Below are 17,982 nucleotides of genomic sequence, written 5' to 3' on the forward strand. Positions count from 1 at the left end.
AGGCTGACATGGCAGAGCCCGACGCTTCGACACCCCAAGATCAAGCCCCCCGCGCCCCGCGCGGCGGGAACGGCGCCGCGCGGCCTACGTCGATGGGCGTATACGACCGCCCAAAACCCAACAGCATCACCGAGATAGAGATCATCGCGAGCGCGCTTTCAGCGCTTTGGCTGCTTGGCACGGCGATCTATTTCACCTTCATTGCCGCAGAGGTGCCGGAAGGGGCCAATGACGGGGGGCTGCGCGGGCTGCTGATCCTGTTGGTGGTGATCTTGCCGGTCGCGATGATCTGGGTCGGGGCCACCGCCGCCCGTGCCGGGCGGGTCATGCGCGAGGAAATCCAACGCCTACAAGCCGCGATTGATGCCATCCGGTATTCCTATATCTCGCAACAGCAGGGCAACAAACCTGCGGGCGACAGCAACATCGCGCGCAAGCTCGATGAACTCGCCGCCAGCGCCCGCAAGACCGAGATCGCGTTGGCCGGGCTTCAGGGCCGCGACGAGACTGCGCGCCCCGTCACCCCAGCCCCCGCGCCAACACCGCCCGCCGCCGAAGACCAGCCGACGCTGGCGCTTGGCACGCAAGCGGGCGACAAGACACAGCCGCTCTCTGCCGAGGATTTCACCCGCGCGCTTAACTTCCCCGAAACGGCGGAAGACCAAGCCGGGTTCGACGCGCTGCGCCGTGCGTTGAAAGACCGCTCCGCCTCGCAACTGGTGCAGGCCGCGCAGGACGTGCTGACCCTGCTCAGCCAAGACGGCATCTATATGGACGACCTGCGCCCCGACCGCGCGCGGCCCGAGGTCTGGCGACAATTCGCCAGCGGAGCGCGGGGCCGTACAATCGCGCCTTTGGGTGGCATCCGCGACCGCTCTTCACTGGCACTGGCCAATGCGCGTATGCGGCAAGACCCGATCTTTCGCGATGCCGCGCATCACTTCCTGCGCCGGTTTGACCGGACCTTTGCCGAGTTCGAGAAACAGGCAACGGATGAGGAAATCTCATCGCTGGCTGACACCCGCACTGCCCGCGCCTTTATGCTGCTGGGCCGCTGTGCGGGCACCTTCGACTGACGCGCGACCTTAGCTGGTAAAACTGCCGTAAGGAATGAAACGGACGAGATCGCCGGGCGCAATGTCGCGCGCGGTCTCGTCCAACTCGACCAGCCCTTCGGCCCAGCTTAGCCCGCTGATACGCCCCGATCCTTCGGAGGCGAAAACCTCGGCCCGGCCATCGCGCATCCGGGCGCGCAGGTATTCACGCCGCCCGGCCTTTTTACGTTTCTCAAAGGCGGCAGGCACATCAAAGCCCTGCGGTTCCTGCCAGCCGCCCCCGGCAAGCAGCGTCATGGCGGGCCGCGCGAAAATCAACGAACAGACCATCGCCGCCACCGGATTGCCTGGCAGCCCGAACACCGGCACGCCTTGCCACAGGCCAAGCGCCAAAGGCCGCCCCGGCTTCACCGCGATCCGCCAAAGCTGCATCGCTCCCGCCTCGGTCAACAGGGCCGAGACGTGGTCTTCGTCCCCCGCCGAAGCGCCGCCGCTGGTCAGGATCACATCCACCTGCCCCGCCGACGCGTCAAGCCGATTGCGCAGGGTGGCACGGTCGTCGGCCACGCGGCCCAGATCGACGGTCTCGTGCCCAAAGTCCGTCGCGAGTTGCAGCAACATGGGGCGGTTGGCGTCGTAAATCTGCCCGTCGCGTGCTGCCTCCCCCATCTCGACCAATTCGTCGCCGGTTGAGATCACGCCGACCTTCAATCGCTTGCGTAGGCGCACCTCTGCCACACCTGCTGCCGCCATCAATGCCAGTTCCGCCGGACCAACGCGCGTGCCTGCGGCGAGGATCACATCGCCGGCTTGTACATCCTCTCCGGCTTTGCGGGTGTTCGCCCCCTGTTTCACCGGCCCGTGAAACCGCAACATGCCGCCCTCGGCGGTCACGTCTTCTTGCAGGATCACGGTATCTACGCCCTCAGGCAGCGCCGCGCCGGTCAGCACGCGGATCGCTTGGCCCGCAGGCACTGCGCCGGGGCGATCCCCTGCCGCTGCACGGCCCGGCACCAGCGGAAGCTCATGCAACCCTTCGCCGCGCCCACCGGCAAAACCGTAGCCATCGACCGCCGTGTTCGGCAGCGGCGGGTTCGCGCGGAGGGCTGTGACATCTTCGGCCACGATACGCCCCCCGGCATCGGCGGCGGGAAAGGTTTCCGCCCCCGTCACAGGGTGGAGGCGCTCTTTCAACAGCGCCAGCGCATCATCCACCGGGGTCCAATGCACGCCGGGTGGGAGGGCAAAGCAATCGTTGCGCAGGGGCGGGGGTGCGGTGGTGGCAGGTGCCGTTGGGGCGGCGATCAGCCCCACTTCGCGCAGGATGAAATCGGCAATCGCACGGGTGTCGTTCAGGTCAAAAACAGGCCGGTCCATCTCAAGCGCCACGTCGCTGGCCAACGCCCGCACCGTCGGGTCATCCGGCGCGATCAGCGCGTTTCCGGTCTCGGCCCGGTGCGCTTCGACCTTGGGATGGCCATCGCGTTTGTAGCCTTCGATCAGCACCAGATCGACAGGCGAAAGCCGCGCCAGATGCGCGTCGAGCGGTGGCTCTTCGGCCCCGCGCAACTCATGCATCAAGGCAAAGCGCGCGCCGGAGGCCAGCAGCACCTCGCGCGCGCCCGCGACGCGGTGGCGGTGGCTGTCCTTGCCGGGGTGGTCCACGTCGAAAGTGTGATGCGCATGTTTGACGGTCGAGACGGTGAAGCCGCGCCCGGTGATCTCGGCCACCAACCGCTCCATCAATCCGGTCTTGCCCGCGTTCTTCCAACCGACGACACCGTAAACCCTCATGCCATCGCCTCTGCTTTCGCCAAATCCTCGGGCGTGTTCACGTTGAAGAAAGCGGCCTCATCGGGGAACAGCGCCTCGCGCCCATCGTGCTGATCGGTCCAGAGCACCACCTTGCGCAGCCCGCCCGCCAAAGCGCTGCGCAGATCGTCGCGCAGCGCCACGGGCCAGAGGCCAAAGGTCGGATGCCGCGCCGTGCCGCGTTTCACGTCCGGCGTCGCGGCCAAGGCGAGCGGATGGGCCATATCATCAGCGGCGAGTAGCAGACGGGGAACCAGATCACAGGGGAAGAAAGGCGTATCGGCAGCGGCGGTCACAATCGTATCGGCCCCCTGTTCGGCGGCCCAGTCGAGCCCGGCCAGCACGCCCGCAAGCGGCCCGGCGAAACCCTCGATACTATCCGCCAGCACCGGCAGGCCCAGATCCGCAAAGCGCGCCGCATCGCCATTGGCATTGAGCGCAAGTCCCGCGACCTGCGGCTCCAGCCGGTCGATCACCGAGGATAGCAGCGTGCCCTGCCCCAGCGGCAGCAAGCCCTTATCACCGCCGCCCATACGGGTCGCCTGCCCGCCCGCCAAAATGACGCCAAGTGGTTGTTTCATGGTCAATCCTTCGCGCCCTTGCGCCCGCTTTTGCGCGGCTCCTCGGCCACGGTGGTCGGATCCGCGTCGCGGATCAACCGCCCCTCGCCCGCCAGACAGGTAAATCGCTGCCCGCGCATCCGCCCGATCAGCGTAAGATTCACCTGCTGCGCAATCTCCACCCCCCAAGCGGTAAAGCCCGAGCGGGACGCCAGCACCGGAATGCCCATCATCGCCGTCTTGATCACCATCTCAGAGGTCAGCCGCCCGGTGGTATAGAGCACTTTATCCTCGGCCCCGACCCCTTCGGAGAGCATCCAACCCGCGATCTTGTCGACCGCATTGTGACGGCCCACATCCTCCATATAGACCAGCGGTCGGTCGCCTTGGCACAGCACGGTGCCGTGGATCGCCCCGGCCTCAAGATAAAGGCTCGGCGTCCGGTTGATCTTGGCCGCCAGCGCGTAAAGGTCCGAGGTGCGCACCGGCGTGTCGGGCAAGCGCACATCGGCCAGCCCCTCCATCATATCACCAAAGACCGTGCCCACGGCGCAACCGCTGGTGCGGGTCTTGCGCTGCATCTTGTCTTCGTAATCGGTGGCGCGTTTGGTGCGCACGACGACGGTCTCAAGCTCTTCGTCATAGTCGACGCCGGTGATCTCTTCGTCCGGGCGCAGCATCCCCTGATTGCGCAGAAAGCCGAGCGCCAGATAGGCCGGGTAATCGCCAATGGTCATGGCGGTCACGATCTCTTGTCGGTTGAGGAATATCGTCAGGGGGCGTTCTTCGACCACATTGATCGCCACCTCCGCGCCGGTGTGATCCACGCCAGAGACATTCCGCGTCAGTCGAACAGCAGTGGGATCGGGGGCGATCAGATAATTGCTAAGTTCATTGTCGCGGGCCAATTGTATCCCCTTCCGGTTAGGTCTAAGCCTTTGACATTATATTTAAGAGTTCGTCATGGCCATCACCACCACCAAATCCGCCTATCGCAAAGGTATCGTTGACGCATTGCCTTTCGTGCTGGTGATCATCCCCTTCGCCTCTCTCTTTGGTCTATTGGCGACAGAGGCCGGGTTGAACGTATTCGAGACGCTGACATTCTCGATCGTGGTGATCGCCGGGGCCGCGCAGTTCACGGCGCTGCAACTGTTGCAAGAAGACGTACCCACGGCCATCGTGCTGGCCTCGGCGCTGGCGGTGAACCTGCGTATGGCCATGTATTCGGCCTCTCTCACCCCGTGGATCGGCGGCGCGCCGCTGTGGCAGCGGGCGCTGGCGGCCTATATGACGGTCGATCAATCCTATGTGGCGGCGATGACCCAATATGAGCGGGAACCGCAGATGACGGTGCCGCAGCGGATGGCCTATTTCTTTGGAACCGTGACGCCGGTGGTGCCGCTTTGGTATATCTTCACGCTGATTGGCGCGATGGTTGGCTCCAGCGTGCCGGACAGTTGGGCGCTGGACTTTGCCATTCCGATCACCTTTCTGGCCATGATCGCGCCGATGTTTCGCACACTGGCCCATGTGGCGGCGGCGCTTGTTGCGGTGATCGTGAGCCTCATCGCTGTCGATGTGCCCTATGCGCTTGGGCTGATCATCGCGGGGCTCGCGGGCATGATCACCGGCGCGCAGGTCGAGGCGTGGATGGAACGGCGCAAACCGGGGAGCACGGCATGATGATCGACAGAACCTCACTTTGGATCGTGATCATCGGTCTTGGGCTGGGCAGCTTTTTCCTGCGCTTTGTCTTTACCGGATTGGTCGGCAACAAGCAGATGCCCGCGTGGCTGTTGCGGCATCTGCGTTATACCGCCGTGGCGATTCTGCCCGCGCTGGTGGCACCGCAGGTGCTTTGGCCCTCGGGCACGGACGGGCAGTTCGACCTGCCGCGTGTGACTGCGGCGGTGGTCACGCTGGGCGTGGGACTGGCGAGCAAGAACGTGCTCGCCGCGATCCTGTCAGGGGCCGCGGCGCTCTATGGGATGCTCTATCTGGTGGGGTAAGCGCGGGCGCTACTGGCGGGCCAGTTGCGCTGCACGCAGGGCGTCGATCACATCGCCCTCATCATCTTCGTAATATTTCGTTGTGGTGACACCCGGCAGAGTCTCAAACCGCTCTTGCAGCTTGACGGGGTAGAACGTCGACCCAACGCTTTGGAAGCCGGGGATTTGGCTGAGAATGCCGCTGGTGGCATTGGCGCAAAATGCACCGGGCACCGCCCCGTTGGAGGTCACCAACCGAAGCGCCCGTTCGGCCACTTCGGGGCTGACGGGAATTTCCTGACTGACCACATGAAAGGTGCTGCGGGCATGGGCGGATTTATAGGCCTGCAGCCACGCGGGCGTCACCCCGTAGAGCACATCGCCCCGCTCGGCCATCCGCGCGTCCCGGAACGATCCGGCGGGGTCAAAGATCACCCGCTGCGAGCCGTTTACCATCAGGGCAGTATGTCCGCCGCTGCCGGTACGGTTGTTCACCATGGTCATCAAAGTGAGGGAGGGCGGCTCGGGCGAGCGATAGGCCGCACGCGCCACGACATCGGGCGGGCTATCGGGGCTTTGATCCACCGAACAGCCAGCCAGAACGCCTACCAGCGCAATCGTCGTCAAGAGAGTTTTCAAAGGGTTACCCTCTCACGCAGGGATAGGGCGTGATCAACCGGCAAAGATCGCCAGCAGAACCAGGATCGCCAGGATGACAACGGCGCTGCGCGTCACGAAGGTCATGAACCCGTCAAAGGTCTTTTGCTGTGGTTCGTAATTCATGCTGCCGTGTTCGTGTTCAGCCATTTTCGTCTCCCTAAGACAATCTGTTGGCGCTGATTAACCTATTCGTAACACCCTGTCACGGGGGGATGATAATCAGAAAACCATACTAGCGTTACGCGAAATTACGCGCTAGAGGGGAATCTTACACTTGCGCGCACGCGAAAGAGTCGTGCAGGTCAGGTCTCTTCCAGATCGGCGACCAAACGAAAGCCGATCCTTTGCGGTGCGGCATCGGGCACTTTCTTTGGCAGGGCCCGCAACATCACGTTTAACTGCCCCACATGCTGCACCAATTGCGCCCGCGCCCCTGCCGGATCGACGCCGTAAAAAGTGATGATGTCGGGGTCGAAATACCCCATGCCTTCGATCCGCAGCACCCCGGCGTCGCCCCCGGCAAAGCCAATCGCCGCCTCATGGTCATTGTCGAGCTTTTCTTCAAAATTCTTGAGATAAAGCACGACCCGCTCATAGGCCCATTGCGCTGGCGACTTCTGTTTCACCGGCTTGTCGGTTACCGATTTGGGCAGCGGCTGGTCGCCTGACTTGGGCTGATCCGCGCCTGTATGCACCTCATGCATACGCGGCAGTGCGGCCTCCTCATAGGCTTCGGCCGCCGTTTTCACCTGATCGCCCATCGCTCACCCCTTGCGCTGATACACCCATGCGCCGTCTGCCTCACGCAGCACGCGTGTGGCCTCTCCGGCTTGGTAAAGGTGGCTCAGATGGGCGACGGCTTCAACCAGCGCTAGGCCATATTCCGCCTCGCCAATGCTGCGCTTGAACAGCGGCGCGAAACATTCCGAGGCTGATTTCGGCGTGTCGATATAGGCCAGCAGGCGGCGCAGGGCGCTGTGGTGGTTCTCGATCAACTGTTTAAGTCGCGTCGGCAGGCCGGTGAAGGGCAGTTTGTGCCCGCCAAGTACCAGATGATCCTCGCGCGCCAAGGGTAGGAAACGCTCGCAAGCCTCCAACCATTCGCCGATGGGGTCGGCCATGGGCTCCGTCGGGTAGACGCCGATGTTGGGGCTGATGGAGGGCAGGATTTGATCCCCCGCGATCACCAAATTGTCATCCCGGCTCCAGAAGGTGGCGTGTTCGGGCGCATGACCATTGCCGATATGCACATCCCAATCGCGCCCGCCCATGCGGATCACGTCATCCTGCCGGATCCGGGTGAAGCCTAGCGGCAGCGGGGCCACGACGTCGGAAAAATTGAAAGGTCGTTCGTTGGCGCGTTTGTCGTAGAGCTCCGCCGCCATGCCCGCTTTACGATAAAACGACAGGGATTCGGCGACCGGCACCTCTTGCACGTCCAGCGTCAGCATCCGCGCGGTGAGCCATGCGGTCCGTGTGGTGACCAGTTTCGCGCCATGCTCCGTCTGCAACCAACCGGCAAGGCCGATGTGATCGGGGTGATGATGGGTGACGACCACGCGCGAGATCGGTTTGCGGCCCAGCGGTCCGGCCATCAGCCCCTGCCAGATGTCCTTTGCCCGGCGCGAAGCGAAACCGGTGTCGATCACCGTCCAGCTGTCACCTTCGTCCAGCGCATAGACGTTGACGTGATCCAGCTTCATCGGCAGCGGCAGGCGGAACCAAAGCACCCCCGGCGCCACTTCTATCGCCTCCCCCTCGGCGGGGGGCACGTCCCATGGATAGCGCAGCCCCTTGGGCGGTTTCGGCGTGGTGGCGGAGAGGGTGGCCTGTTCTGTCATCAGCTTCTCAGGTCTTCGACATCAAGCGCATAGAGGTCTTCGGCCCCCGCCTGCGCATGGGCCAGCAGCCCCTGATGCTCGGGCAAGAGGCGTTGGATGTAAAATCGCGCCAGCTTTTCACGTGCACCGCTGCCGCCTGCGGCTTTCTCGGCCATGGCGGCTTGCAAATGCAGATGCCCGCCCAGCACACGGGCAAAGGCGCGCAGGTAAGGCACGGCCCCGGCGAAGCGTTCGTTCATGTCCTTTTGCGCGGTCATCCATTCAGTCGCTTCGCGCAGGGTCTCGCTGGCTTGCCAGACGGCATCGGCCATGCGCGGGAACGGGTCGCGTGCGGTCTCGGCATCGGCTTCGATTTCGTCCAGCAGCCGGTTCGCTGCCTCACCGCCGTCCATCATTTTGCGGGCGACAAGGTCCATCGCCTGAATGCCGTTGGTGCCCTCATAAATCGCCGTGACGCGTACATCGCGGCTGAACTGCGCAGCGCCGGTTTCTTCGATAAAGCCCATGCCGCCATGCACCTGCACGCCCATCTCGGCAACGCTCATGCCTACGTCAGTGCCGAAAGCCTTGGTGATCGGCGTCAGGAACGCCGCCCGCGCCGCCCATTCGTCGCCCTGCCCGGCGCGCGCCATGTCGCTGGCATAGGCGCAGCTCAGCGCGATGGCACGAGAGGCAAAGATATCGGCCTTCATGCTCAGCAGCATCCGGCGTACGTCGGCGTGATCGACAATGGTGCCCGTGCCACCCTCGACAGGCGACCGGCCCTGTTTGCGGTCCAGCGCATAGTCCAGCGCAAGTTGATAGGCCCCTTCAGCGGCCCCAATGCCCTGCTCTCCAACGCCTAGCCGCGCATTGTTCATCATCGTAAACATCGCCGCCATGCCGCCGCCTTCGCGGCCAACGATCCAACCGGTCGCGTCGTCATATTGCATGACCGCAGTGGGCGAGCCGTGCAGACCCATCTTATGCTCAAGGCTGACTACGCTGACACCATTGCGCTGGCCCGGCTCCCCATTCTCATCGGGGATGAACTTAGGCACGAGGAACAGGCTGATCCCCTTGGTGCCCGCGGGTGCCCCCGGCAGCCGGGCAAGAACGAGATGGCAGACATTGCCCGCGAAATCATTGTCGCCCCAAGAGATATAGATTTTCTGGCCCGAGACCGCGTAGGTCCCGTCGCCATTGTCTTCGGCCCGGCTGCTGAGCGCGCCCACGTCCGACCCGGCCTGCGGCTCGGTCAGGTTCATCGTACCGGTCCATTCGCCCGAGATCAGCTTGGGCAGGTAGAGGGTCTTGATCGTGTCGCTTGCGTGATGCTCCAACGCTTCGATCTGGCCTTGGCTCATCAAAGGCGCAAGCTGAAGCGACAGGCAAGCGCCGCTCATCATCTCGTTGACTGCGCTGGTCAGGGTCATCGGCAGGCCCATGCCGCCGAATTCAGGGTCGGCCGACATGCCGATCCAACCGCCCTCGGCAATCGCGGCAAAGCCTTCGGCAAAACCCGGAGAGGTCCGCACGATGCCGTTCTCCAACTTCGCGGGATGCAGATCGCCGCCACGTTGCAGGGGCGCCAGCACGTCATTACAAAGCCGCCCCGCCTCCTCCAAAATTGCGCCGGTCACGTCATCGGTGGCCTCGGCGTAGCGGTCAGTGGCGCGGAGGGCTGCGAAATCCAGCACATCTTCGATCAGAAAACGGTAGTCATCCACGGCGGCGCGGTACGGCATATCATATCCTCCTGAAAGGCGCGCTTGATCTGGCAAGCCTAACATGGCCCTGATAAAGGCTGGTTTATGTTGCCGCCAGCATGAAATGCCCGGCCGCCCCCCGCAACCCAAACGCGGCGTCACGGGATGCTGCAGGATTAGACAGGATTAGCCCTGCTATGACCGAGACGCTGACCCCCACGCCCCAAGGCATCGCCCGCGCGGCGAAGCTGCTGCAAGACGGTGCGCTGGTCGCTCTGCCGACCGAGACGGTCTATGGCCTTGGCGCGGACGCCCGCAATGGGGAAGCCGTGGCGGGCATTTATGCCGCCAAGGGGCGGCCCAGCTTCAATCCGCTGATCGTGCATTTGCCGGATATCGAGACCGCCAAACGATACGTGGAATGGACCGACGATGCCGACCGGTTGGCGCAGGCCTTTTGGCCCGGCGCGCTGACATTGGTCTTACCGCTCAAACCCGACAGCGGGCTGTCGTCACTGGTCACGGCGGGATTGCCCAGCCTTGCGGTGCGCGTGCCAGCCCACCCCGCCATGCGGCAGGTCTTGCAGGCACTCAACGGTCCCGTGGCCGCGCCCTCGGCCAACCCCTCGGGCAAGATCAGCGCGACCACGGCTGCGCATGTGCTGGCGGGCCTCGACGGTAAGATCGCGGCGGTACTGGATGACGGCGCCTGCACTGTTGGTTTGGAAAGCACGATCCTCGGTCTGACCGGCCCCCGCCCTGCCCTGCTCCGCGCAGGCGGCCTGCCGAGTGAGGCGATAGAGGCGGCGCTCGGGCAACCGCTAGAGATCGTCGATGGGGCAGAGATCATCGCGCCGGGGCAGTTGGCCTCTCACTACGCCCCTGGCGCGGCGGTGCGGTTGAACGCGGAAACGGCTGGGCCGGGCGAAGTGTTGCTTGGCTTTGGAACGATGGTTTGCGACCTCAACCTCTCGCCCTCCGGCGACCTGACCGAGGCTGCGGCGAAGCTTTTTGACCATCTGCACCAGTTGGACGCCACCGGACAGAGCATCGCCGTAGCGCCGATCCCCGATCACGGCTTGGGCCGCGCGATCAACGACCGTTTGGCCCGCGCCGCCGCCCCGCGCTAGGCGTGGCCGGCTGAGGCCGAAAGCCCCAAGGGGTCAATGCCCAGCGTTTTGAGCGCCGCCGCCCATTTCTCTGCATCCGGCAGGTCAAAAATCACCTCTGGCGAGGCCTCGCAGGTCAGCCAGCCGTTCTGCGCAATCTCGCCCTCCAACTGCCCCGGCCCCCAGCCCGCATAGCCCAGCATCAACTGCGCGCGCTCTGGCCCCTTGCCGGTGGCGATGTCTTCTAGGATGTCGCGCGTGGCGGTCAGCGCAATGCCATCGCCGACCCGCAGCGTTTCAAGGGCAGAGCGGTATTCATCGGAATGCAGCACAAAGCCGCGCCCCGTCTCGACCGGGCCGCCGAAATGTACGGCCAGAGATTTCGCCTGCGGCGGCGTGTCATCGACCAATTGATCCAGCACATCCGACAGGCGCAGTTCCGGGGCGGGTTTGTTGACCATCAGCCCCATCGCGCCCTGTTCTGAATGCGCAGAAAGATAGATTACGGAATGTGCGAAACGTGGATCGCCCATGCCCGGCATCGCGACCAGCAGTTTGCCCGTCAGTTCCATTGTCTGACCCGTCAACGCCCACCTCCTGAAGGTAACCTTTCTTTAAACATGGCCGCTTGCGCCCTACAAAACAAGAGATGCCGCCCGCCGCCCGCCCCATCGGCGAAACATGGATGATGCAAATGTGACTTGGCAGGCGCGGATGGATACCCCATCAAGACCCCATGAATATATCGCGCCTCTTCTCCGCCGTTCTTTCCTGCCTTGCCCTTGCCCTGCCCGCCGCCGCACAGGACGGTGTCGGCACGCCACTGCAGGGTGATCTGCTCACTGGTTGGCAACAGGCCGACGGGCGGCGGGTGGCGGCGATCCGGCTGCGCATGGCTCCGGGGTGGAAGACCTATTGGCGCAGCCCCGGTGACGCTGGCATTCCGCCAGAGTTCGACTGGTCCGGCTCTGACAACATGCGCGATGTGCAAATCACATGGCCCGCGCCCAAGGTCTTTGACCAAGGCGGGGTGAACTCCATTGGCTATGCCCGCGAAGTGATCCTGCCGCTGACCATCACCCCGCGCCGCCCCGGTGCCCCGGTAAGCTTGGACGCCAGCATCGACCTTGGCGTGTGCAGTGACATCTGCCTGCCACAAACCATCCGCCTGCGCGCCCTGCTCGACACCCGTGACAGCAAGCCCACCCCGGCCATCGCCGCCGCCTTTGCAGCGCGGCCCTATTCGGGGGCCGAGGCTGGATTGAAAAGCGCCCAATGCAGCCTGCGCCCCACCGCGCGGGGGCTGGAGATCGAAACCCGGCTTGCCCTGCCCTCTGCCGGGGGTAAGGAGACCGTGGTGATTGAGCCCGGCAACCCCAACATGTGGATGAGCGAGATGGACAGCCAGCGGTCGGGCAATACACTTGTCGCCAGCGGAGAGATGATCGCCGAGAACGGCACGGCGCTGGCATTGGACCGCTCTGCCATTCGGATCACCGTCATCGGGCAGGATCACAGTGTCGAGATCACGGGCTGCACCTCTGGCTAAGCCACGGCGCTACTTGCGGCGTTGATGCTCGTCTAGCCGGGGCATGATCTCTACGAAATTGCAGGGCATATGGCGGTAGTCCAACTGCTTGAGCAGTATGCCGTCCCATGCGTCTTTGCAGGCCCCCGGGCTGCCGGGCAACGCGAAGAGATACGTCCCCTGCGCCACCCCGCCCGTCGCACGGCTTTGCACGGCGCTGGTGCCGATCTTCTCCATTGAAATCATGGTGAAGACTGTGCCGAAAGCGTCGATCTCTTTCTCATAGACATCGCGGTGCGCCTCGACGGTCACGTCGCGCCCCGTAAGCCCGGTGCCGCCCGTGCTGATCACCACGTCGATTTCAGGGTCCGCGCACCAGTCGCGCAGTTGCGCCGCGATGGCGGGTCGGTCGTCGGTCACGATCTCGCGCGCGGCCAGCACATGGCTCGCCGCTTCAATCCGTCCGACCAGCACATCACCCGAACGGTCCTCGGCCAAGCTGCGGCTGTCCGAAACGGTCAGCACGGCAATTCTCACGGGGATGAACTCCCGGCTGTCGTCGATCCTGCTCATGTCCGCTCCATCATTGCCAAACGCGCGGCCAGTGCCACGAAAATGCCGCTGCTGATCCAACCGAGCACACGCCCGCCCCCGGCCAGCCGTCGCCCGATTCCGGCAGCGAAGACTCCCACCGCGCCGTTGATGACGAAACCGCCCAAGGCCAGCACCGCGCCAAAGGTCAAGAACTGCGCCAAGACCGGCCCAGCCTCTGGCACCACGAATTGCGGCAGAAAGGCCAGCACGAAAAGGATCACCTTGGCGTTGGTCAAATTGACGATAAACCCGGTGTTAAACGCCCGCCAGCCGCCCATGCCGGGCGTCGTGTCGCGCGGCTTTCCAGCCTGTCGCAGCGTTTGAACCGCAAGCCACAGCAGATAGGCCACGCCAAGCCAGCGGATCAGATCAAGCGCCCAAGGCAGCGCCGCCACCAGCGCCCCAAGACCAAGCCCCGCCAGCGTCACATGCACCAAAGCGCCCGCGGAGATCCCGGCACTCGCCGCCAGCGCGGCACGCGGGCCCGAACGCAGCCCCTGCCCAAGGCAAAACATCATATCCGCCCCCGGTGTCAGGTTCAGAGCCAAGGCGGCAGGCACGAAAGCCAGAAGGGTCAGCGCATCAACCATCGCGCAAGTTGGCCTGAACGCTCAACAAATCGGCCCAAGCCTCGCGCTTGGCCTCGGGGTTGCGCAGAAGGTAGCCGGGATGGACCATCGGCATGCAAGAAAGATCGGCGGCTTTGGTCCAATTGCCCCGCAACCGCATGATGCTGCGTTTTTCCAGCAGCGACTGGCAGGACCAATTGCCAAAGAGCACCAGCACCTTGGGTTTGGCCAATTCGATATGACGCTGCACAAAGGGGCGCATCATCGCAATCTCATCCGGTTTCGGGTCGCGCCCCTGCGGCGTGCGCCACGGTAGGATATTCGACAGGTAGACATTGCGGTCCCGCCCCATGTCGATCGCCGCCAGCATCCGGTCAAGCATCTGACCCGTGCGCCCCACGAAAGGCTTGCCCGCGCGGTCTTCGTCGCGGTCGGGCGCTTCGCCAAAGATCATCAAAGGCGCGCCCGGCACCCCATCGGCAAAGACCAGATTGCGCGCACCCTTGTGAAGCTCGCAATGTTCGAACCCTTGGACCGCGGCGCGCAACTCTTCCAAGGTCTGCGCGCCCCGCGCGGCGCGGCGGGCCAAGGCGACGGGGTCGGGCGTTTCCGACGCCTGCAAAGGCTGGGGGCCTTTGCCGATCTTGGCACTGGCTTTGGGCGGGCTTGCGGGCACCTCATAGCGGTTGACCGGGGCGTCGCAAATCGCTTCGGTCGCGCCAAGCTCAACCTGCCGCGCCAGCATCTCTGCCGCCTGATGATAATCGAATGATTCCATGGCCGCAGCTTACGCCCTGTAGGCGAGGGGCGAAATGCCCTATCGCTGCGCTTTACCTGCCAAGCCGCCCGCGCCTATAAGGCGGCAACAGCAGAAGGGATCGCCACCATGTCATTCGCCCATCGCCACCTGCTTGGCATCGAACAACTCTCGCAGGCAGACATCACCACCCTGCTGGATTTGGCCGACACCTATGCAGACCGCAACCGCCAGCCGAACAAGCATTCGGACGCGCTGCGCGGGCTGACGCAGATCAATATGTTCTTTGAAAACTCCACCCGCACGCAGGCGAGTTTCGAGATCGCGGGCAAGCGTCTAGGCGCGGATGTGATGAACATGGCGATGCAGGCCAGCTCGATCAAAAAGGGCGAGACGCTGATTGATACCGCGATGACGCTGAACGCAATGCACCCAGATCTGCTGGTGGTACGCCATCCGCAATCCGGCGCGGTGGACCTGCTGGCGCAGAAGGTGAACTGCGCCGTGCTCAACGCAGGCGACGGGCGGCACGAGCATCCCACACAGGCACTGCTGGATGCGCTGACGATCCGCCGCGCCAAGGGTAGGCTGCACCGCCTCAGCATCGCGATCTGCGGCGATATCGCGCACAGCCGGGTGGCGCGGTCGAACATCCTACTGCTTGGCAAGATGGAGAACCGCATCCGCCTTGTCGGCCCGCCGACCCTGATGCCGAGCCAGATCGACCAATTTGGCGTCGAAGTCTTTGACGACATGAAAAAGGGGCTCGAAGGTGTCGATGTGGTGATGATGCTGCGCCTCCAGAAAGAGCGGATGGACGGCGGGTTCATCCCCTCCGAGCGCGAGTATTATCACCGCTACGGGCTGGATGCCGAAAAGCTCGCCCATGCCAGCCCCGATGCCATTGTCATGCATCCCGGCCCGATGAACCGCGGGGTTGAGATTGACGGCACGCTGGCCGATGACATCAATCGCTCGGTGATCCAAGATCAGGTAGAGATGGGCGTCGCCGTGCGCATGGCCGCAATGGACCTGCTGGCGCGCAACCACATCGCCGCCCAGCCCGGCGCGATCTGAGCGGAACCCCAATGGGCCAAGCGGCGTTTTCCTGAGAACAGTTAAAGGAAGCCGTCATGCCCCATACAGAAGTCGCCCCGCAAGAAGCCGGCAAAGTCCGGGTCTACACCCTCTCGCTCTCGGATGACGAGGCGCGGGCCATGCGTGATGATGAGACCGCACAGGCCGCCGCCCTTGGGGTCGAGCGGATTGACGCGGCCTATACAGAGGTCTTTCGGGTTGCCGACCTAGATCAACTGGGGCTTGCGGGCTATCTGCGCGACGGCAATGGCGTGAACCCCAACCAGATCGAGACGGACCGCAGCAAGCTTGCCGCGCTCGACGGCTGGGTAATGATCGTCTACTCCCGCGCTTTCGCCGGGCAGTCGCTGCAACTGGCTCCGATCCCGGCGCTGACCCATATCGGCACCTATACCGAAGGCGGCCCCGACACGCCCGTGCAAGCGATGGAAGCCGAAGCCGCACAGCCCTACACCGGCATCCCCCGCGTCTCTCCGGCTGAGCCTGCAAAGGGCGGTGGCGGCAAGACGATGGTGATCGTGGCCGTTGTCGCGCTGATCCTGCTGGTCATCTGGTGGCTGCTGGCCTAAGGCGAAAACCGCTGGCACCCTTGGTGCTGGCGGGTTACATCTGGCCCATGCAAGAACCTGAACACGATCCCAAGATGTCTGGCCGTATTGCGATGGTCGCCCTTCTGGTGGCTTTTGGCGTGGTCGGTATGATGATTTGGATCGGCGGTTAAGGGCGACACCTGCCTCAGAAAACCGCGAAAACCGCTTGGTCTGGGGGGCGATTTGGGGCATGACAGCGGCGCATCCGCTATCGCATCAAAGGCCCGCCCATGACCCAGTTCTTCACCAACCTGCGCCTTCTAGACCCCGAAGCCAGCACGCTTGAGCCAGCCGCTGTTTTGGTCCGCGATGGGGTGATTGCCGAGGTTCTGGTCGGTGGCGCCACAGCGCCCGACGGCGCAGAGGTGATCGATTGCGGTGGTCATATCCTCGCCCCCGGCATCGTCGATATCGGCGTGAAAGTCTGCGAACCGGGCGAGCGGCACAAGGAAAGCTACCGCTCTGCCGGGCTGGCCGCAGCAGCGGGCGGGGTGACCACAATGGTCACGCGCCCTGATACCGATCCGGCCATCGACAGCCCCGAAACACTCGAATTCGTCACCCGCCGCGCCAATGAGGCAGCGCCGGTGAATGTGGTCCCCATGGCCGCACTTACCAAAGGCCGCGAAGGCCGCGAGATGACCGAGATCGGTTTTCTGATGGATGCAGGCGCCGCCGCCTTTACCGATTGCGATCGCGTGGTGACGGATACCAAAGTCTTCTCCCGCGCGCTGACCTATGCGCGCAGCCTTGGTGCACTCGTCATCGCCCACCCGCAGGATCCGGGGCTGAGCAAGGGGGCGGCTGTCACCTCCGGCAAATTCGCCTCGCTGCGCGGCCTGCCTGCCGTGTCGCCCATGGCCGAACGCATGGGACTGGACCGCGACATTGCCCTGATCGAGATGACCGGCGCGCGGTATCACGCAGACCAGATCACCACCGCACGCGCCCTGCCCGCGCTGGAACGCGCCAAGCGCAACGGGCTCGACATCACCGCGGGCGTGGGCATCCACCATCTGACGCTGAATGCGCTCGACGTGGCCGATTATCGGACCTTCTTTAAGGTGAAACCGCCACTGCGCGACGAGGAAGACCGCATCGCCGTGGTCGAAGCCGTCGCCAGCGGCCTGATCGATATCATCTGCTCTATGCACACCCCGCAGGACGAAGAAAGCAAACGCCTGCCCTTCGAGGAAGCCGCCAGCGGCGCGGTCGGGCTGGAAACGCTGCTGCCCGCCGCCCTGCGATTGGTCCATGCCGAGATGATGGACCTGCCGACGCTCTGGCGCGCGCTGTCGCTGAACCCGGCCAAACGGCTCGGCCTGCCCGGTGGGCGGATTGCCGTGGGGGCGCCTGCGGATATGGTGCTGTTCAACCCCGACGCGCCCTTCGTGTTGGACCGCGCGACGCTGCGGTCGAAATCCCGCAACACGCCCTTTGACGGGATGCGGATGCAGGGTAAGGTCGTGGCAACTTATGTAGCAGGCTCCTGCGTTTACGAGGCGAATTGATGCCCCCTATCGACACTTCTATTGAAATGATCCTTTTTTGGGCGCTGGCGGGCTACGTCATCGGCTCTATCGCCTTTGGCATGCTGCTGGCGCGGCTGATGGGGCTGGGCAACCTGCGCGATATCGGGTCGGGCAACATCGGCGCGACCAATGTGCTGCGCACCGGCAACAAAAAGGCCGCGGCGCTGACGCTATTGCTGGATGGGGCCAAAGGGGCCGTGGCGGTGCTGCTGGCCCGGGCCTTTGCGGGCGAAGATGCCGCACAGGCGGCGGCGCTCGGCGCGATGATCGGCCATTGCTATCCGGTCTGGCTGGGTTTTCGTGGCGGCAAAGGCGTGGCGACCTTTTTGGGCCTCATGCTGGCGCTGGCATGGCCTGTCGGGCTGGCGTGTTGTGCGGTCTGGTTGATTACTGCGGCACTCTCGCGCATCTCGTCCCTGTCGGCGCTGGCAGCAGCGGCAAGCTCAACCTTTTTGCTGGTGTTCCTCGGCTATGGAGAAATGCTGCTTTTGGGCATCGCCCTGACGCTGCTGATCTTTTGGCGGCACCGCGACAACATTCGCCGCATTCGAAGCGGTACGGAATCGCGGATTGGTCAGAAGGGCTGACACCGCCCGAA

General features: G+C 64.0%; 21 protein-coding genes. 9 read left to right on the forward strand and 12 right to left on the reverse strand.

Annotation, left to right across the window (positions count from 1 at the left end):
* The first annotated feature begins 8 nt into the window (after nucleotides 1-8).
* Nucleotides 9-1,076, forward strand: a complete 1,068-nt coding sequence (locus K3762_RS14640) for a hypothetical protein (protein WP_240791571.1) — start codon at nucleotides 9-11, stop codon at nucleotides 1,074-1,076.
* Between the two features lie 9 nt (nucleotides 1,077-1,085).
* Here the strand turns inward: K3762_RS14640 and K3762_RS14645 are convergent, their stop codons facing one another.
* From K3762_RS14645 to K3762_RS14655, 3 genes are read right to left on the reverse strand one after another with little or no spacing between them, the layout of a single operon-like run.
* Entirely contained in the window at nucleotides 1,086-2,849 is a 1,764-nt protein-coding gene (locus K3762_RS14645; RefSeq protein WP_132444260.1) for a bifunctional molybdopterin-guanine dinucleotide biosynthesis adaptor protein MobB/molybdopterin molybdotransferase MoeA, read from the reverse strand.
* Nucleotides 2,846-3,448, reverse strand: coding sequence for a molybdenum cofactor guanylyltransferase MobA (gene mobA / locus K3762_RS14650; RefSeq protein WP_132444259.1), 603 nt, complete (start codon nucleotides 3,446-3,448; stop codon nucleotides 2,846-2,848). The genes K3762_RS14645 and mobA overlap by 4 nt, the downstream gene beginning before the upstream one ends.
* A 2-nt stretch (nucleotides 3,449-3,450) precedes the next feature.
* Complete coding sequence (locus K3762_RS14655) at nucleotides 3,451-4,335, reverse strand: formate dehydrogenase accessory sulfurtransferase FdhD (protein ID WP_409202458.1); 885 nt, start codon at nucleotides 4,333-4,335, stop codon at nucleotides 3,451-3,453.
* Between the two features lie 55 nt (nucleotides 4,336-4,390).
* Here K3762_RS14655 and K3762_RS14660 point away from each other — a divergent pair, with 55 nt between their 5' ends.
* Entirely contained in the window at nucleotides 4,391-5,113 is a 723-nt protein-coding gene (locus tag K3762_RS14660; protein ID WP_132444257.1) for an AzlC family ABC transporter permease, read from the forward strand.
* Nucleotides 5,113-5,439, forward strand: a complete 327-nt coding sequence (locus K3762_RS14665) for an AzlD domain-containing protein (RefSeq protein ID WP_067625053.1) — start codon at nucleotides 5,113-5,115, stop codon at nucleotides 5,437-5,439. Before K3762_RS14660 ends, K3762_RS14665 begins: the two co-directional genes overlap by 1 nt.
* A gap of 9 nt (nucleotides 5,440-5,448) precedes the next feature.
* Here K3762_RS14665 and K3762_RS14670 read toward each other — a convergent pair whose 3' ends face one another.
* From K3762_RS14670 to K3762_RS14690, 5 genes are all read right to left on the reverse strand, one after another.
* Nucleotides 5,449-6,057 carry a hypothetical protein gene (locus K3762_RS14670; protein ID WP_120351752.1) on the reverse strand — a complete coding sequence of 203 codons (609 nt, stop codon included), beginning with the start codon at nucleotides 6,055-6,057 and terminating at the stop codon, nucleotides 5,449-5,451.
* Between the two features lie 33 nt (nucleotides 6,058-6,090).
* The gene (locus tag K3762_RS14675) at nucleotides 6,091-6,225 is read right to left on the reverse strand and encodes an aa3-type cytochrome c oxidase subunit IV (protein ID WP_067625061.1); all 135 of its coding nucleotides are present in this window, start codon (nucleotides 6,223-6,225) and stop codon (nucleotides 6,091-6,093) included.
* A 155-nt stretch (nucleotides 6,226-6,380) separates the two neighbouring features.
* Nucleotides 6,381-6,839: a DUF6173 family protein gene (locus K3762_RS14680; RefSeq protein ID WP_132444256.1), complete on the reverse strand. Its 459-nt coding sequence runs from the start codon at nucleotides 6,837-6,839 to the stop codon at nucleotides 6,381-6,383.
* 3 nt (nucleotides 6,840-6,842) lie between these two features.
* A complete protein-coding gene (locus K3762_RS14685; protein ID WP_132444255.1) occupies nucleotides 6,843-7,919 on the reverse strand; it encodes an MBL fold metallo-hydrolase in 1,077 nt (358 codons plus the stop codon).
* The gene (locus tag K3762_RS14690) at nucleotides 7,919-9,646 is read right to left on the reverse strand and encodes an acyl-CoA dehydrogenase (RefSeq protein ID WP_132444254.1); all 1,728 of its coding nucleotides are present in this window, start codon (nucleotides 9,644-9,646) and stop codon (nucleotides 7,919-7,921) included. The genes K3762_RS14685 and K3762_RS14690 overlap by 1 nt, the downstream gene beginning before the upstream one ends.
* A gap of 158 nt (nucleotides 9,647-9,804) precedes the next feature.
* On the opposite strand from K3762_RS14690, the gene K3762_RS14695 reads away from it, so the two are divergent.
* Complete coding sequence (locus tag K3762_RS14695) at nucleotides 9,805-10,737, forward strand: L-threonylcarbamoyladenylate synthase (RefSeq protein ID WP_132444253.1); 933 nt, start codon at nucleotides 9,805-9,807, stop codon at nucleotides 10,735-10,737.
* On the opposite strand, the gene K3762_RS14700 is transcribed toward K3762_RS14695, so the two are convergent.
* Nucleotides 10,734-11,288: a YqgE/AlgH family protein gene (locus K3762_RS14700; protein WP_120351756.1), complete on the reverse strand. Its 555-nt coding sequence runs from the start codon at nucleotides 11,286-11,288 to the stop codon at nucleotides 10,734-10,736. The genes K3762_RS14695 and K3762_RS14700 overlap by 4 nt on opposite strands.
* Nucleotides 11,289-11,452: 164 nt before the next feature.
* On the opposite strand from K3762_RS14700, the gene K3762_RS14705 reads away from it, so the two are divergent.
* Nucleotides 11,453-12,265: a protein-disulfide reductase DsbD domain-containing protein gene (locus tag K3762_RS14705; RefSeq protein WP_260010243.1), complete on the forward strand. Its 813-nt coding sequence runs from the start codon at nucleotides 11,453-11,455 to the stop codon at nucleotides 12,263-12,265.
* 9 nt (nucleotides 12,266-12,274) lie between these two features.
* On the opposite strand, the gene moaB is transcribed toward K3762_RS14705, so the two are convergent.
* Genes moaB through K3762_RS14720 form a run of 3 tightly spaced genes read right to left on the reverse strand, consistent with a single transcriptional unit; the run spans nucleotide 12,275 to nucleotide 14,185 of the window.
* Entirely contained in the window at nucleotides 12,275-12,817 is a 543-nt protein-coding gene (moaB, locus tag K3762_RS14710; RefSeq protein WP_132444251.1) for a molybdenum cofactor biosynthesis protein B, read from the reverse strand.
* Nucleotides 12,814-13,428 (reverse strand): LysE family translocator, encoded by a 615-nt coding sequence (locus K3762_RS14715; protein ID WP_260010245.1) that lies wholly within the window; start codon nucleotides 13,426-13,428, stop codon nucleotides 12,814-12,816. Before K3762_RS14715 ends, moaB begins: the two co-directional genes overlap by 4 nt.
* Entirely contained in the window at nucleotides 13,421-14,185 is a 765-nt protein-coding gene (locus K3762_RS14720) for a uracil-DNA glycosylase family protein (RefSeq protein ID WP_132444249.1), read from the reverse strand. The genes K3762_RS14715 and K3762_RS14720 overlap by 8 nt, the downstream gene beginning before the upstream one ends.
* Nucleotides 14,186-14,293: 108 nt before the next feature.
* On the opposite strand from K3762_RS14720, the gene K3762_RS14725 reads away from it, so the two are divergent.
* The 4 genes from K3762_RS14725 to plsY all read left to right on the forward strand — a co-directional run bounded on the left by K3762_RS14725 (nucleotide 14,294) and on the right by plsY (nucleotide 17,971).
* The gene (locus K3762_RS14725; RefSeq protein ID WP_120352278.1) at nucleotides 14,294-15,241 is read left to right on the forward strand and encodes an aspartate carbamoyltransferase catalytic subunit; all 948 of its coding nucleotides are present in this window, start codon (nucleotides 14,294-14,296) and stop codon (nucleotides 15,239-15,241) included.
* A gap of 56 nt (nucleotides 15,242-15,297) precedes the next feature.
* Nucleotides 15,298-15,831 (forward strand): hypothetical protein, encoded by a 534-nt coding sequence (locus K3762_RS14730; protein ID WP_120351760.1) that lies wholly within the window; start codon nucleotides 15,298-15,300, stop codon nucleotides 15,829-15,831.
* Nucleotides 15,832-16,082: 251 nt separating this feature from the next.
* A complete protein-coding gene (pyrC, locus tag K3762_RS14735) occupies nucleotides 16,083-17,363 on the forward strand; it encodes a dihydroorotase (protein WP_260010249.1) in 1,281 nt (426 codons plus the stop codon).
* Entirely contained in the window at nucleotides 17,363-17,971 is a 609-nt protein-coding gene (plsY, locus tag K3762_RS14740; RefSeq protein WP_260010251.1) for a glycerol-3-phosphate 1-O-acyltransferase PlsY, read from the forward strand. Before pyrC ends, plsY begins: the two co-directional genes overlap by 1 nt.
* Nucleotides 17,972-17,982: the final 11 nt, after the last annotated feature.

It is taken from the genome of Sulfitobacter sp. W074 (genome assembly GCF_025142275.1).
GTDB lineage: Bacteria > Pseudomonadota > Alphaproteobacteria > Rhodobacterales > Rhodobacteraceae > Sulfitobacter > Sulfitobacter profundi.